Annotated in this window: 12 protein-coding genes; 4 read left to right on the top strand and 8 right to left on the bottom strand. The window is 57.4% G+C overall.

Annotated features, from left to right (window positions below):
* Nucleotides 1-7 precede the first annotated feature (7 nt).
* The 8 genes from KGB14_RS06460 to KGB14_RS06425 all read right to left on the bottom strand — a co-directional run bounded on the left by KGB14_RS06460 (nt 8) and on the right by KGB14_RS06425 (nt 8,661).
* Nucleotides 8-1,111 (bottom strand): ABC transporter ATP-binding protein, encoded by a 1,104-nt coding sequence (locus tag KGB14_RS06460; RefSeq protein ID WP_223484926.1) that lies wholly within the window; start codon nt 1,109-1,111, stop codon nt 8-10.
* Nucleotides 1,112-1,241: 130 nt separating this feature from the next.
* Complete coding sequence (locus KGB14_RS06455; protein ID WP_223484925.1) at nt 1,242-2,072, bottom strand: carbohydrate ABC transporter permease; 831 nt, start codon at nt 2,070-2,072, stop codon at nt 1,242-1,244.
* 10 nt (nt 2,073-2,082) lie between these two features.
* Nucleotides 2,083-2,982 carry a carbohydrate ABC transporter permease gene (locus KGB14_RS06450; RefSeq protein WP_223485048.1) on the bottom strand — a complete coding sequence of 300 codons (900 nt, stop codon included), beginning with the start codon at nt 2,980-2,982 and terminating at the stop codon, nt 2,083-2,085.
* Between the two features lie 180 nt (nt 2,983-3,162).
* Nucleotides 3,163-4,473, bottom strand: coding sequence for an ABC transporter substrate-binding protein (locus KGB14_RS06445; RefSeq protein ID WP_223484924.1), 1,311 nt, complete (start codon nt 4,471-4,473; stop codon nt 3,163-3,165).
* A gap of 345 nt (nt 4,474-4,818) precedes the next feature.
* A complete protein-coding gene (locus KGB14_RS06440) occupies nt 4,819-5,724 on the bottom strand; it encodes an AraC family transcriptional regulator (protein WP_223484923.1) in 906 nt (301 codons plus the stop codon).
* A 185-nt stretch (nt 5,725-5,909) separates the two neighbouring features.
* Nucleotides 5,910-6,782 carry a phospholipase gene (locus KGB14_RS06435; protein WP_223484922.1) on the bottom strand — a complete coding sequence of 291 codons (873 nt, stop codon included), beginning with the start codon at nt 6,780-6,782 and terminating at the stop codon, nt 5,910-5,912.
* A 165-nt stretch (nt 6,783-6,947) separates the two neighbouring features.
* The gene (locus tag KGB14_RS06430) at nt 6,948-8,240 is read right to left on the bottom strand and encodes a glycosyltransferase (protein ID WP_223484921.1); all 1,293 of its coding nucleotides are present in this window, start codon (nt 8,238-8,240) and stop codon (nt 6,948-6,950) included.
* A gap of 52 nt (nt 8,241-8,292) precedes the next feature.
* A complete protein-coding gene (locus KGB14_RS06425) occupies nt 8,293-8,661 on the bottom strand; it encodes a response regulator (RefSeq protein WP_223484919.1) in 369 nt (122 codons plus the stop codon).
* A 258-nt stretch (nt 8,662-8,919) separates the two neighbouring features.
* Between KGB14_RS06425 and KGB14_RS06420 the strand changes: the two genes are divergently transcribed.
* From KGB14_RS06420 to KGB14_RS06405, 4 genes are read left to right on the top strand one after another with little or no spacing between them, the layout of a single operon-like run.
* The gene (locus KGB14_RS06420; protein WP_223484918.1) at nt 8,920-12,411 is read left to right on the top strand and encodes a response regulator; all 3,492 of its coding nucleotides are present in this window, start codon (nt 8,920-8,922) and stop codon (nt 12,409-12,411) included.
* Nucleotides 12,411-13,223 carry a CheR family methyltransferase gene (locus tag KGB14_RS06415; protein WP_223484916.1) on the top strand — a complete coding sequence of 271 codons (813 nt, stop codon included), beginning with the start codon at nt 12,411-12,413 and terminating at the stop codon, nt 13,221-13,223. The genes KGB14_RS06420 and KGB14_RS06415 overlap by 1 nt, the downstream gene beginning before the upstream one ends.
* 40 nt (nt 13,224-13,263) lie before the next feature.
* Nucleotides 13,264-14,478, top strand: a complete 1,215-nt coding sequence (locus tag KGB14_RS06410; protein WP_223484914.1) for a hybrid sensor histidine kinase/response regulator — start codon at nt 13,264-13,266, stop codon at nt 14,476-14,478.
* Between the two features lie 44 nt (nt 14,479-14,522).
* Nucleotides 14,523-14,900, top strand: coding sequence for a response regulator (locus KGB14_RS06405; protein WP_223484912.1), 378 nt, complete (start codon nt 14,523-14,525; stop codon nt 14,898-14,900).
* Nucleotides 14,901-14,975: the final 75 nt, after the last annotated feature.

Below are 14,975 nucleotides of genomic sequence, written 5' to 3'. Positions count from 1 at the left end.
TCTCGAATCAGGCTGCAGCGCGCAGTGGGCGGGTCAGCGCCACGCCGTCGGCATCGAATAAATGACAGTGTTCGGCATCCAGATGCAGGCTCAGGGTTTCGCCATAACGGCTGGCCAGATCGCCGCGAACCCGCATGGTCAGGGCTTCGCCGGAAGACGTCAGGACGTGGCAGAAGGTGTCGCTGCCCAAGCGCTCGCTGACATCGGCCGTCACTTGCAGCGTGCAGTCGCCGGGTCGCGCCAGTTCCAGATGTTCCGGGCGAATCCCTAAGGTCACCGCGTCGCCGACGCTCAGGTTGGCCCGGCTCAGCGGCAGGCTGATACGGCTGCCGGCGTCCAGTAGCACTTCGCAGCTCCGGCTTTCGACCCGGGTGATTTTGCCCTTGAGGAAGCCCATTTTCGGTGTGCCGAGGAAGCCTGCGACAAACAGGTTGGCCGGCTGGTGATACAGGTCCAGTGGCGAACCGACCTGCTCGATCTTGCCGCCATTGAGGACGACGACTTTGTCGGCCATGGTCATGGCTTCGACCTGATCGTGGGTCACGTAGATCATCGTGGCTTTCAGTTCTTTGTGCAGGCGCAACAGTTCCAGGCGCATCTGCACACGCAAGGCGGCGTCGAGGTTGGACAGCGGTTCGTCGAACAGGAAGATTTTCGGGTTACGCACGATCGCCCGGCCGATGGCCACGCGCTGACGCTGGCCGCCGGACAGCTGTTTCGGCTTGCGTTCGAGCATCGGCCCCAGTTCGAGAATGCGCGCCGCTTCGCCGACTTTCTTCTCGACTTCGGCTTTCGCTACGCCGGCCAGGTCCAGGGCAAACGACATGTTCTTGCGCACGCTCATGTGCGGGTACAGGGCGTAAGTCTGGAACACCATTGCCAGATCGCGCTTGGCGGGGCTGACTTCGGTGATGTCGCGGCCATCCAGTTCGATGGTGCCGCCGCTGACTTCTTCCAGACCGGCGATCAGCCGCAGCAGGGTGGATTTGCCGCAGCCCGACGGACCGACGAACACCACGAATTCCTTGTCATTCACTTCCAGGTCGATGCCTTTGATGATGGAAAAACCTTCGAAGCCTTTTTGCAGATTTTTGATTTTCAGGTTGGCCATGATGATGGGCCTCCATTTGTTGTTTTTTAAGATCAAAAGATCGCAGCCTTCGGCAGCTCCTACACGGAACGTCCGGCCGATGCGGTACCCCTGTAGGAGCTGCCGCAGGCTGCGATCTTTTGCTTTTGATTCATTTCACTGCGCCGAACGACAGGCCGCGCACCAGTTGTTTCTGGCTGATCCAGCCGAAGATCAGGATCGGCGCACAGGCCAGGGTCGACACCGCCGACAACTTGGCCCAGAACAAACCTTCGGGGCTTGAGTAGGAGGCGATCAACGCGGTCAGTGGCGCGGCTTTCGATGAGGTCAGGTTCAGCGACCAGAACGCTTCGTTCCAGCACAGGATCAGCGACAGTAAAACCGTGGACGCCAGGCCACCTTTGGCGATCGGCAGCAGTACCCGGACCATTTCCTGCCACAACGTGGCACCGTCCAGGCGTGCGGCTTCGAGGATGTCTTTGGGGATGTCCTTGAAGTAGGTGTAAATCATCCAGACCACGATCGGCAGGTTGATCAGGGTGTAAATGGTGATCAAGGCGATGCGCGTATCGAGCAGGCCGAAACTCTTGGCCAGCAGGTAGATCGGCATCAGCACGCCCACCGGCGGCAGCATTTTGGTGGAGAGCATCCACAGCAGCGTGCCTTTGGTGCGCTGTGTTTCGTAGAACGCCATGGAGTAGGCCGCGGGCACCGCGATCAGCAGGCACAGAGCCGTAGCGCTGAAGGAAATCACCACCGAGTTCCAGGCGAAGCTGAAGTAGTCGCTGCGCTCGTTGATGTGCAGGTAGTTCTCCAGCGTCGGCGTGAAGATGAACTGCGGCGGCGTGGCGAACGCGTCGATTTCGGTTTTGAAACTGGTCATCACCATCCAAAAGATCGGGAAGAAGATCAGGATCGCGATGGCCCAGGCCAGAGTGCCGAGCAGCAGGCTTTGCAGACGGCGGGATTGTTGAAGAGTCATGGCGCAGGCCTCAGGCTTTGTCTGTCAGGTTTTTGCCGATCATGCGCACCAGCACGACGGCCGCGACGTTGGCAATCACCACCGCGATCAAACCGCCGGCGGACGCCATGCCGACGTCGAACTGCACCAGCGCCTGGTTGTAGATCAGGTAGGCGAGGTTGGTCGAGGCGTAGCCGGGGCCACCGTTGGTGGTGGTGAAGATTTCGGCGAACACCGACAGCAGGAAGATGGTTTCAATCATCACCACCACCGCAATCGGCCGCGCCAGGTGCGGCAGGGTCAGGTGCCAGAAAATCGCGATGGGACCGGCACCGTCCAGGCGTGCGGCTTCTTTCTGCTCCTGATCGAGGGACTGCATGGCGGTCATCAGGATCAGGATCGCAAAGGGCAGCCATTGCCACGAGACAATGATGATGATCGACAGCAGCGGGTAGTGCGCCAGCCAGTCCACCGGCTGCGCGCCGAACAGCTTCCAGATGTAGGCGAGAATCCCCGACACCGGATGGAAAATCAGGTTCTTCCAGATCAGCGCACCGACGGTGGGCATGATGAAGAACGGCGAGATCAACATCACTCGCACGATGCCGCGACCGAGAAACTCACTGGCCTCCAGCAACGCGCTGATCAACACCCCGAACACCACGCTGATCAGCAACACACTGCCCACCAGCAACAGGGTGTTGGTGGCGCCGGGCAGGAAGCCCGAGTCGCTCAGAAAGTAGCTGAAGTTCTCCAGCCCCACGAACTCATTTTCGCCGGGGTAGAGCAGGTTGTAGCGGATCATTGAAAAGTAAACGGTCATGCCCAGGGGCACAATCATCCACAGCAGCAGCAATGCCACCGAGGGGCTGACCAGAAACCAGCCGGGGTTGGCCAACCGGCTTTTACGCACCGGTTGGGGGATGTCCATGTGAGCTTTGACAGTTGAAATATTCATGGCGATAGAACCGATTCATGCAGACCTATGAAGATCTAATGTGGGAGCGAGCCTGCTCGCGATGGCGGTGTATCAATCACCCGCAATGTCGAATGGGAGGCCGTCATCGCGAGCAGGCTCGCTCCCACAGAAGGCGGGAGCAGGTTGCCGGGGTTACTTGGGGTAACCGGCGCGCTTCATCTCACGTTCGGTGGTTGACTGGGCAGCGGTCAGGGCCTGGTCGACCGTGGTCTGGCCGATCAGCGCTGCCGAGAACAGCTTGCCGACCTGGGTGCCCACGGCCTGGAACTCAGGAATGGTCACCAACTGGATGCCGATGTACGGCACAGGTTTGAGGGACGGCTTGCTCGGGTCTGCCGCTTTCAGCGATTCCAGCGTTACCTTGGCGAACGGCGCGGCATTCATGTAGGCCTCGGAGTAGGTCGAGGCGCGAGTGCCTGGCGGTACGTTGGCGATGCCGTCTTTTTCCGCGACCAGGGCACCGTACTCCTTGGAAGTGGCCCAGGCGCTGAACGTTTTCGCCGCGTCCTTGGCCTTGGAACTGGTTGGAACTGCCAGCGCCCAGGAATACAACCAGGCCGAACCTTTGTCGGTGGTTTCATGCGGTGCGTAGGCGAAGCCGACGTGATCGCTGACCTTGCTTTGGGTCTTGTCGGTGACGAACGAGCCGGCGACGCTGGCATCGACCCAGATCGCACACTTGCCGCTGTTGAACAGCGCCAGGTTTTCGTTGAAACCGTTGCTCGACGCGCCCGGTGGGCCGGACTGCTTCATGGTGTCGACGTAGAAGTTCAGCGCGTTCTTCCACTCGGGACCGGTGAATTCCGGCTGCCATTTCTCATCGAACCAGCGTGCGCCGTATGCATTGGCGACGGTGGTAATCAGGGCCATGTTCTCGCCCCAGCCCGCCTTGCCGCGCAGGCAGATGCCGTACTGTTCTTTATCTTTATGGGTGAGTTTGCTGGCAAATTCGCCGATTTGAGTCCAGGTCGGGCGTTCCGGCATGGTCAGCCCGGCGTCCTTGAACAGATCGGTGCGGTAATAGGTGATCGAGCTTTCAGCGTAGAACGGCAGGGCGTAGAGCGAGCCCTTGACCGAAAGGCCTTCACGCACCGAAGGGAACACGTCGTCGAGGGCGTAGCTGGCCGGCAGATCCTTCATCGGCTCCAGCCAACCCTTGGCACCCCAGAGTGCGGCTTCGTACATGCCGATGGTCAACACATCGAACTGTCCGCCCTGGGTGGCAATGTCGGTAGTCAGGCGTTGGCGCAGGACGTTTTCTTCGAGCACCACCCAATTGAGCTTGATGTCCGGATGCTCGGCCTCGAATGTTTTCGAGAGTTTTTGCATGCGGATCATGTCGCTGTTGTTGACGGTGGCGATGGTCAGGGTCTGGGCGCCGAGGCTGACACTGCTGAGGGTCATACAGGTGAGGGCAAGCAGAGCTTTTACAGAAGGTTGCATCGTGCACTCCTTTTCTGCACCCGGCGGGTTACAGAAGGACAGTTATTGTTTTTGTGTCTTCCTGCGTAGGGAAGAATGTGCACTGATTACAGCCCTCAATCGATGGGCTGACAAATCATCCATCGCACTGTGACCGATACTATTTTGCACTGGGGTTCAGTGTGGGAGGCGTGGAGAACGGCGATTTAGCGATTAGCCCTGATTAAATCCGTATAGGTTTAGGGGCGAAAATCAAAAGATCGCAGCCTTCGGCAGCTCCTACATTGACCGTGGACGACCCAATTTCCGCGGTCATGCCGGATTCCTGTAGGAGCTGCCGAAGGCTGCGATCTTTTGATCCTGCTTTTAACCGTGGTTTTGCTCAGTCAAACGCTGCACCGCCAACCCCCGGTAGTGCGACGGCGTCATGCCCTTGAGCTGTTGGAAACGCCGGTTGAAGTTGGAAATATTATTGAAACCCGACTCGAAACACACATCGGTCACTGTCTTGTCGCCATCGGCCAGCAGCTCGCAGGATTTGCTGATGCGCAGGCGATTGACGAATTCGATAAAGCAGCGCCCGGTGGCCTGTTTGAACACTCGGCTGAAGTAAGTCGGTTTCAGCCCCAAGTGCTCGGCGACTTCTTCCAGCGGCAGATCCCGGGCGTAATGGGCAAAGATGTAATCCACCGCGCGGTTGGTGCGGTCGACGTTATGTTCGTCTGCCAATTGCGGTGTCGTGGCACCGGAAAGCAACTGATAGTCATCGGACGCCGCCAGCAACTCCAGCAAAATGAAAAAGTGCCCGAGCCGGGTCATGCCCCGGGTGTCGGCAATGCGCTGCATCAAGGTCATGGCCTGGCGGATCGTGCGCTTGCAGCGAAACTCGATGCCGTACTGCGCGCGCTCCAGCAAGGGCGCAAGCGTCTTGAGTTCGGCGAACACCTGATGGCCGCTTTCAAACAGTTCGTCAGTGAAATTGACCAGCATGTCGCGCTTGGGCACCACTTCGTCTTCGGCCACCTGGCTGATCCAGTTGTGGGGCAGGTTGGGGCCGGTCAGAAACAGCGTTTCCGGGTAAAAGTTGCCGATGTAGTCACCGATGAACACCTTGCCGGAGCTGGCGACGATCAGGTGCAGTTCGTATTCCTTATGGAAATGCCAGCGCACCAGCGGACAAGGGAAGCCGTGCTGGCGATAGATGATGGACAACCCGTTGTGGTCGTCCATCAACTCGTAGGAAGGATCGGTAACTCTGGCTGTTCGGCTCATGTCAGGACACTTTTATTGTTATCGCCCGTTGATCATGCCTCTTTCCAGGCTCACTGTGCCAGCCCGCTACATCGCCGGCTCATGCGCCGAGCGTCCCTGCACGGCTTCAGGCTGCAGGCGTTCACGCAGTGTGCGCCATCCGCGGTGCCCTATAGCCCACCGAATGACACGATTGTGTGAATCGGTTATTGAATTCGCTTATTCGCTTTTATCAAGCTCGCCGTGCGGCAATAGGAAACCAGTTTTGATTCTTCAATAAAATCGACATTAATAATGTTGCACTTGGTCGCCCAATCGCGTTTGGCAGGGTCAAACCACCAAGTGAGATGGCCCGCGATGTCGACGGGGCCACCCACAACACTGTAACTGGTTGCAGAAAGCGACCACGGAGCCCATTGGCCAGGAGGGTATTTCAGAACTTCGATAATGTGCTTTTCCAGTTCTGCGACACTCGTGTCGGCGATGCCAGTCCATTGGTGCTCGATTTTTCCGCAAAACCAGGTTCGATCAAACTCGTAGTTCCATTCGGCAGCGACCAAGACTCGTTGGATTTTGCTGAGGTTCTTGAGTTGACCGAGGTTAAGGTGCAAGTTGCTGGAAGGAATCATTCTTTCGCCGAGAAATCTGAGCATCATCTCGTTGAACAGATGATGGTCAAAGCGCTCTTGGTCGCCCTTCAATTCGTGGAAGTCCAGGATGATAAATTCGTCCGGGTTTTCCTGAAGAAAACGGTTCACGTCTGTAACAAGGTTCCCCAACGTACGGGAAGAGCGGTAACCGTTGTGCTGAAAACGGAATTTCCCAAGCCCCGGTTCGTCGGAGATAAAATCCAGTCGAACATCCAGGGCGCGCGAACCGTTGTTCAGTTGGGCATAAAACGAGTCGTGCTGGCAGGCCACCCAGTGGGCGCCTGGAACCAGTGCATAAGAGGCTTTCCAGTCGCAGCCCGCGTTGTGGGTGCCTGGCAGAGTCAATTCGCAGAGCGATAATGTATCGAGAGCCGGGGTGGCGGCCATCCAGTTGTTGAGTGCGTAATTATCCAGCGTGTCGTTGTTCATTCATGCATCCTTGCATCGATTAATGGAAAAAGTCGCACCCTGGGTTGTTGATGTAGTTGAGGGGCGGCTTTTCCGTATTTATAACGATGAAAGAGTCAGTGGCCAATCGCTGGTTTGATGCAACGTATGTGATTGTTTGTTAGTTAGTGCGAGTTGGAAGTTTGGTTATAGATTTCGGTTCTTCGCCTCGATCCACTGCGCCATGTACTGTGTGCTTTTGTGTTGATGGTGGCGCAACATGCTGCCGGTAAAGTTATCCCTTCTAAGTTGGGCCAGGTGTTGCTGGCAATACAACAACCTCTCGATCAGTGCCGGGCCATGTATCGACGGCTGATACCGATCAGCCAATAATGTCTGCCCGTTGGATTGGGCGCTCATCCAGAGGTCTTTGTCTTTATAAAGACGAACCGCACAATCGGCGAATTCACGCGCGGTTCGGGTGACGGCGCCCGGCCACGGCTGTTCGCGGTGCATCGCTTCTGCGCCGATCGGGGTGGTGACATTGGGCGTGCCGCACAACATGGCGTCAACGATTTTGCCTTTGATACCCGCACCGAAGCGCAACGGCGCCAGGCATACCCGGGCTGCAGACATGACTTGCAATGCATCTTCTGCCCAGTTCATCACATGAAATCCCTGGGCTGCATTGTGCAGGGCCGTGGCTTTAGGGGGCGTGTAAGCGCCATAGAGGTGCAACTGGGCATTGGGCAGTTGTTCGCGGATCAATGGCCAGATCGTGGTTTTCATCCAGAGCACGGCATCCCAGTTCGGCGCGTGACGAAAGTTACCGATACTGAGGAAATGCGCACGATCTTCAAAGGCTGTCGGCGGCGCACTCGGCGGATCGACCATCAGCGGACACCAGTGCAGCAAGTTGCGTGGCAGTTTGAACTGCTCGACCAGCAATTCGATCTCCACTTCGGAGATCATCAGGTTCAAGTCGCAGCGATACAGCGCCGCGATCTCCCGCTTCGCCAGATCGGTATCGGCCATGAGCTCGAACTCTTCACGCAATGCCGGGGCGAATAGCTCACTGAAATCGTTGGCGTCGTCACTGGCCTTCAAGCGCTCCTTGAGCCGCTGATGCCGGGCATGTCGCAGGCTTTGCAGATCAGAGGTCTCGAGCACGCGCAAGGCGTCGGGGCAGTGCTTTTCGACGCGCCAGCCGAACTGTTCTTCCATCATGAACTGGTCGAACAACACGATGTCCGGTGCCAGTTCGCTGACAAAGGTGTCAAAGCTGCTGTTGTTCAACTCGATCGGGACTTCGCGAATGCCCAGCGCGGTCAGGTCCGCGCGGTGCTCACCGGTGCCGGCCGGGCTGCTGAAGGTAATCTCCCAGCCTTGCTGCAAGAACGTATCGAGAATTTGCATGACGTGCCCACTGGCCGCAGAAGAGCGGGGCTCGGGCCAGACGTAACCAATCACCAGGACTTTGGTTGCGCGGGGCTGACTCATTGACGGGTATTCCTTGGTGCAGAGTAGAGGGCAGGGGAGAAACGGGGGGGAATTAAAGCTGGGGTGTGAGCATGCCCCTGACCTTGTCCCGCAACTGATCGATGGAGAACGGCTTGCCGATGACCTGCATGCCGTCAGGCACCTCGATGCTTTCGGCATAACCGCTGGCGAACAGAATCGGCAACTCGGGACGCAGCATGTGTGCCTGTTTCGCCAATTCCCGACCGTCCATGACCGGCAATCCCACATCCGTCATCATCAAGTCGATGTCCTGGTCTTCATCGTTGATGAACTCCAGCGCCATTTCATAGCCATCCGCCGCAAGTACTCGGAACTCCAATTCCTCCAGCACATCGACGATCAGCATGCGCACGCTGGCATCGTCTTCGACGACTAGAATGGTGGAGGCGTTGGTGGGCATAGTGGGGCTCTCAAAGGTTGAATGTGCGGTTGCGTCGATCGAAATCGCCGGACGCTTGGGTGCGTAAGTGACGAATCACGACTAGTTCCCGACGCGCTACAAAAACAATAGCCGCACAAGTGCCGCACAGAATAACCGCTCCTTTGTCCCAGAGCAGCTAAATGCAGGTTTTTGCCGTAAAACATGTCAGAAAAATGGATCGGCTCGGCCGTTTTGGGGCAGACTCGATGGTTTTCAACAGTACGACAAGGCTTCCCCATGACCTCTGCGTCCTCGGTTGATGAACAACGATTCCGTAAACTCCTGAGTCGCAACGTCAGCCTGCCATTGGGCGTCGGTGTCATCAGTGCGGTGTTCTTCGTTTCGCTGATTACCTATCTGCTGACGGTGATCCAGTGGGTCCAGCACACGGACCGGGTGATCAATAATGCCAATGAGGCAATCAAGCTGACCGTCGATCTGGAAAACGGGATGCGCGGTTTCCTGCTCAGTGGCGACGAACATTTCCTTGAACCCTACGAGACGGCCAAGCCGAGAATCGCAGTCGCGCTCAATACCTTGCTCGAATTGACCGCCGACAATCCGGTCCAGACCGATCGTCTGCGCCGGCTTCAGGCCTTGCAGACGGAATGGGCCAATTACGCGCAATCGATGGTCGATTTGCAGCGCGCCAGCGGTGACTACCGCGGCGCCATCAAGGCCGGACGCGGCAAGCGGCTGACCGATGAGATCCGCAAGCAATTCGAAGATGTGATCGACATGGAACAGCAGTTGCGCACCACTCGTAACGAGGAAGTGCGCCTCACCACCATCTGGAGCATCGCCCTTTACCTGGTGTTCGTGTCCGGTATCAGCGCAATGCTGGCCTACATTGGCCGTCGGGACTTGCTCAACCTGTCCCAAAGCTATAGCGCCAACCTCGCCGCGCAGAAGGCCAGTGCCCGGCGTCTCGAGCAGCAAGCCTGGTTGCGCAACGGCCAGACCGAACTGGCAGAACAAGTCCTGGGGCAGTTATCCCTCAATCTGTTGGGGCGCAACATTCTGCAGTTCTGCGCGCAATACCTGGGCACTGCCGTTGCGGCGATCTATGTCCGTGAGGAGCACGGTGGTCTCAAACGGGTTGCCTCCTACGGTTTTTCCCGGGAACAGGACGCGCTCGAACAACAGATTTACAGCGGCGAAGGTATTGTCGGCCAAGCGGCGCAACAGGCGCGCCTGATCCGTCTCGATGATGTTCCGAGTGATTACTTCAAAGTCAGCTCCGGGCTGGGCGAAGGCTTGCCGCATAGCGTGCTGGTGGTGCCGACCAGCGACGACGATCGGGTCAACGGTGTGATCGAACTGGGTTTCCTGCGCCCCTTGTCCGATCGCGACGTCGAATTGCTCGAACTGATTGCCGGCAACATCGGCACCTCGATCGAGGCCGCCCGCTATCGCCAACGCTTGCAGGAAGTGCTGGCCGAAGCCCAGCAACTCAACGAAGAGCTGCAAGTTCAGCAAGAAGAACTCAAGACCGCCAACGAAGAGCTGGAAGAGCAGTCGCGGATTCTCAGGGAGTCCCAGGCCCACCTGGAAACCCAGCAGGTCGCGCTGGAGCAAACCAACGAACAACTTGCCGAACAGGGGCAGATCCTGGCGTCACAACGCGACGCCATGGACCTGAAGAACACTGAACTGAATCTGGCTCAGGTTGAGCTCGAAGCGCGCGCCGAAGAGTTGCAGCGATCCAGCAAGTACAAATCCGAATTCCTCGCCAACATGTCCCACGAGCTGCGCACGCCGCTGAACAGTTCGTTGATTCTGGCCAAACTGCTGGCGGAAAACCCGCAGCAAAACCTCAGCGCCGAGCAGGTCAAGTTCGCCGAGTCGATCTACTCCGCCGGCAACGACTTGCTCAATCTGATCAACGATATTCTCGATATTTCCAAGGTCGAGGCCGGCAAGCTTGAGGTGCGTCCGGAGAACACCAGCGTCGCGCGTCTGGTGGAAGGCCTGCGCGGCATGTTCCAGCCCTTGGCCGCGGACAAGAAACTGGATTTCCAGGTCCAATTGCAGGCCGGAGCGCCGTTGATGCTGTTCACCGACCGCCAGCGTCTGGAGCAAGTGATCAAGAACCTGCTGTCAAACGCAGTGAAGTTCACGGAAAGGGGCATCGTCAGCCTGAGCGTCGCTGCTCAGCCGGGCGATGGCATCGCCTTCATTGTTCGCGACTCCGGGATCGGCATTGCGCCGGAGCAGCACGAAAGCATTTTCGAAGCCTTCCGCCAGGCCGATGGCACGACCAATCGCCGTTACGGCGGCACGGGCCTGGGCTTGTCGATTTCTCGTGATCTGGCCACGTTGCTGGGCGGCTCCATCAGCGTGACCAGCACACCCGGGCAGGGCAGTGTGTTCACCCTGGTCTTGCCGCAGCACTATGTCGAACCGGGCGACGCGCCTGTCGAGACGGTGAAAGCCACGCCGGTTGCCCTGTCGAAAAGCGTCGTGGTTGCCGCGCCTGTGTCGCCGGTTGCCGCCGTCGATATTCCACGTTTCGACGATGATCGCAACAAGGCGCCATTCGCCACTCGCTGCATCCTGGTGGTGGAGGATGAGCCGAACTTTGCACACATTCTCTACGACCTGGCCCATGAGCTGGGTTACCAGTGCCTGGTGGCCCACGGTGCCGACGAAGGCTACGACCTGGCCATGCAGTTCATCCCCGATGCAATCCTGCTGGACATGCGCCTGCCGGATCATTCCGGGCTGACGGTATTGCAGCGCCTGAAAGAACATGCCGAAACCCGGCACATCCCGGTGCACGTGATTTCGGTCGAAGACCGCGTCGAAGCGGCGATGCACATGGGCGCCATCGGTTATGCGCTCAAGCCGACCACCCGCGAGGAGCTCAAGGACGTGTTTGCCCGCCTCGAAGCCAAACTGACGCAAAAGGTCAAACGCGTTTTGCTGGTCGAAGACGACGATGTGCAGCGTGACAGCATCGCCCGACTGATCGGCGACGAGGACATCGAGATCACCGCCGTCGGCCTGGCGCAGGATGCGCTCGACCTGCTGCGCACGACGATTTTCGACTGCATGATCATCGACCTCAAACTGCCCGATATGCTCGGCAACGACTTGCTCAAGCGCATGTCTACCGAGGATATCTGCTCGTTCCCGCCAGTGATCGTCTACACCGGGCGTAACCTGACCCGGGACGAAGAGGCCGAACTGCGCAAGTATTCGCGCTCGATCATCATCAAGGGCGCGCGTTCACCCGAGCGGTTGCTGGATGAAGTGACACTCTTTCTGCACAAAGTCGAATCGCGGTTGTCCCATGAGCGCCAGACGATGCTCAAGACCGCCCGCAGCCGCGACAAGGTCTTCGAGGGCCGTAAAGTGCTGTTGGTGGACGACGATGTACGCAACATCTTCGCCCTCACCAGTGCCCTGGAACAAAAGGGCGCCGTCGTGATTATTGGCCGCAACGGGCGTGAAGCGATCGAGAAGTTGAATGAAGTCGAGGACATCGACCTGGTACTGATGGACGTGATGATGCCGGAGATGGATGGTTTCGAAGCCACCACCTTGATCCGCAAAGACCCGCGCTGGCGCAAACTGCCGATCATTGCGGTGACGGCCAAGGCGATGAAGGACGATCAGGAACGCTGCTTGCAAGCCGGCTCCAACGATTACCTGGCCAAGCCCATCGACCTGGATCGGCTGTTCTCGCTGATCCGTGTGTGGTTGCCGAAAATGGAACGCATTTAGTGGAACGTACTGAAATCGAATTGCGCTTGCTGATCGAGGCGATCTACCTCAAATACAGCTACGATTTTCGCGATTACTCGGGCGCTTCGATCAAGCGCCGGGTCAATCACGCCTTGAGTCAATTCGAGTGCAATACCATTTCGGCGCTGCAAGAGAAGGTCTTGCACGATCCGACCGCATTCATGCAATTGCTGCAATTGCTGACGATTCCGGTCAGCGAAATGTTCCGCGACCCTTCGCACTTCCTGGCATTGCGCCAGGAAGTGGTGCCATTGCTCAAGACCTATCCGTCGATCAAGGTCTGGATCGCCGGCTGCAGCACCGGTGAAGAGGTCTATTCGATGGCGATTCTGCTGCGCGAAGAAGGCCTGTTGGATCGCACCATCATCTATGCCACCGACATCAACCCGCGCTCGCTGGATAAAGCCAGGCAAGGGATTTTCTCCATGGAGAATGTCCGGGCCTACACTCACAACTATCAACAGGCCGGTGGGCAGCGTTCGTTCGCCGACTATTACACTGCTGCCTATGGCTATGCCATTTTTGACAAGAGCTTGTGTGACAACGTGACCTTCGCCGACCACAGCCTGGCAACCGATAGCGTGTTCTCCGAAACTCAATTAATTTCGTGTCGTAATGTATTAATTTATTTCAACAAAAAACTTCAGGGTCGCGCGTTCGGCTTATTTCACGAATCCCTGTGTCATCGGGGTTTTTTGGCCTTGGGCAGTAAGGAAACCCTGGAATTTTCGGCCTACGGCAATCAGTTTGAGCCGTTGGTCAAACAAGAACGGATCTACCGAAAAACATGAACAGGGCAATGCGGGATACTCATTGGCTGGAACGAATCGCATGCTAAGTAATATCCAGGCCAAATTACTGATCGTCGACGACTTGCCGGAGAACCTTCTGGCGCTTGAAGCCTTGATCAGGCGTGAGGACCGTATCGTCTACAAGGCCCTGTCGGCCGACGAAGCCTTGTCGCTGCTGTTACAGCACGAATTCGCCATGGCCATTCTCGACGTGCAGATGCCCGGCATGAATGGCTTCGAGTTGGCCGAGTTGATGCGCGGCACGGAAAAAACCAAAAACATCCCGATCGTGTTCGTCAGTGCCGCCGGCCGCGAATTGAATTACGCGTTCAAGGGTTACGAAAGCGGCGCCGTGGATTTCCTGTACAAGCCGCTGGATATCCACGCGGTCAAAAGCAAGGTCAATGTCTTCGTCGACCTGTATCGCCAGAGCAAAGCGATGAAGCAGCAGGTTGAAGCGCTCAAGCAAAGCCGTCGGGAGCAGGAGGCGCTGCTCAAGCAATTGCAGAACACCCAGAATGATCTGGAGCAAGCGGTGCGCATGCGTGATGATTTCATGTCCATCGTTGCTCACGAAGTCCGTACACCGCTCAATGGCCTGATTCTCGAAACCCAGCTGCGTAAAATGCACCTGGCCCGGGATAATGCGTCGGCCTTCACCCTGGACAAGATGCACGCCATGGTCGAGCGCGACGAACGGCAGATCAAAAGTCTGATCCGCCTGATCGAAGACATGCTCGATGTGTCACGGATCCGCACCGGCAAGCTGTCGATCCGTCCCAGTCGGTTTGACCTGGTGCGGTTGGTGAGCAACCTTCTGCAAAATTTCGCACCGCAGGTCGAGGCCGCAGAATCGTCGGTTACCTTGACGGCCGAGCAGCCCGTGGTGGGCAGCTGGGACGAATTCCGTATCGAACAGGTGATTTCCAATCTGCTGACCAATGCGTTGCGTTATGGTGCCAAGAGCCTGATCGACGTACGCGTGTACAATCACGACGGGCAAGCGCGGGTTGAGGTTCAGGATCGTGGTATCGGGATCAGTGAAGAGAATCAGCAGCGCATTTTTCAGCAGTTTGAACGGGTTTGCGCCAAGACCGTTATGGCGGGGTTGGGCCTGGGGCTGTTTATTTCGGAGCAGATTGTCGCCGCCCATGGTGGCTCCATTACCGTCGAGAGCCGGATTGGCGAAGGCGCCTTGTTTCGCGTTTGTCTGCCGCTTCAGGAAAACAGCCAGACACACGCAACCTCTGAGTGACCACATGGTCGTATCAGCAGCTATTGACCGAACAAAGGCTTTCCATGAGTGAAGATGCGCAAGACGTGGTACTGATCGTCGAGGATGACCCTTCGATCTTGATGGTGCTGTCTACTTATTTGTCGGGTGAGGGTTACCGGGTGCTGCAAGCCGAAAACGGTGAGCAGGCCTTTGAAATTCTGGCGAGCAAACCGCATCTGGACATGATGATCACCGATTTCCGCTTGCCGGGAGGCATCTCTGGCGTGCAGATCGCCGAACCTGCCGTGAAATTGCGACCGGAACTCAAAGTGATTTTTATCAGCGGTTACCCGCAGGAAATTCGCGAAACCGACAGCCCGATCATCCTCACAGCGCCGATCCTTGCCAAGCCGTTCGATCTGGATGAATTGCAGCAGATCATGACGGACATGCTGTCCTGAGACTGCAGCGGGTGTGTCGTTGACTACACGACCCCCTGTAGGAGCTGCCGCAGGCTGCGATCTTTTGATCTTTTT

The organism is Pseudomonas sp. A-RE-19 (genome assembly GCF_019956555.1).
In the GTDB taxonomy this organism is placed as follows: Bacteria; Pseudomonadota; Gammaproteobacteria; order Pseudomonadales; family Pseudomonadaceae; genus Aquipseudomonas.
The sequence above is the reverse complement of the archived record's forward strand: the minus strand, read 5'-3'. Positions and strand labels throughout refer to the sequence as shown.

What these genes read in the sequence shown, in the direction of transcription:
- KGB14_RS06460 (WP_223484926.1), bottom strand. Translation starts at nt 1,111, where the DNA reads ATGGCCAACCTGAAAATCAAAAATCTGCAAAAAGGCTTCGAAGGTTTT.
- KGB14_RS06455 (WP_223484925.1), bottom strand. Translation starts at nt 2,072, where the DNA reads ATGACTCTTCAACAATCCCGCCGTCTGCAAAGCCTGCTGCTCGGCACT.
- KGB14_RS06450 (WP_223485048.1), bottom strand. Translation starts at nt 2,982, where the DNA reads ATGGACATCCCCCAACCGGTGCGTAAAAGCCGGTTGGCCAACCCCGGC.
- KGB14_RS06445 (WP_223484924.1), bottom strand. Translation starts at nt 4,473, where the DNA reads ATGCAACCTTCTGTAAAAGCTCTGCTTGCCCTCACCTGTATGACCCTC.
- KGB14_RS06440 (WP_223484923.1), bottom strand. Translation starts at nt 5,724, where the DNA reads ATGAGCCGAACAGCCAGAGTTACCGATCCTTCCTACGAGTTGATGGAC.
- KGB14_RS06435 (WP_223484922.1), bottom strand. Translation starts at nt 6,782, where the DNA reads ATGAACAACGACACGCTGGATAATTACGCACTCAACAACTGGATGGCC.
- KGB14_RS06430 (WP_223484921.1), bottom strand. Translation starts at nt 8,240, where the DNA reads ATGAGTCAGCCCCGCGCAACCAAAGTCCTGGTGATTGGTTACGTCTGG.
- KGB14_RS06425 (WP_223484919.1), bottom strand. Translation starts at nt 8,661, where the DNA reads ATGCCCACCAACGCCTCCACCATTCTAGTCGTCGAAGACGATGCCAGC.
- KGB14_RS06420 (WP_223484918.1), top strand. Translation starts at nt 8,920, where the DNA reads ATGACCTCTGCGTCCTCGGTTGATGAACAACGATTCCGTAAACTCCTG.
- KGB14_RS06410 (WP_223484914.1), top strand. Translation starts at nt 13,264, where the DNA reads ATGCTAAGTAATATCCAGGCCAAATTACTGATCGTCGACGACTTGCCG.
- KGB14_RS06405 (WP_223484912.1), top strand. Translation starts at nt 14,523, where the DNA reads ATGAGTGAAGATGCGCAAGACGTGGTACTGATCGTCGAGGATGACCCT.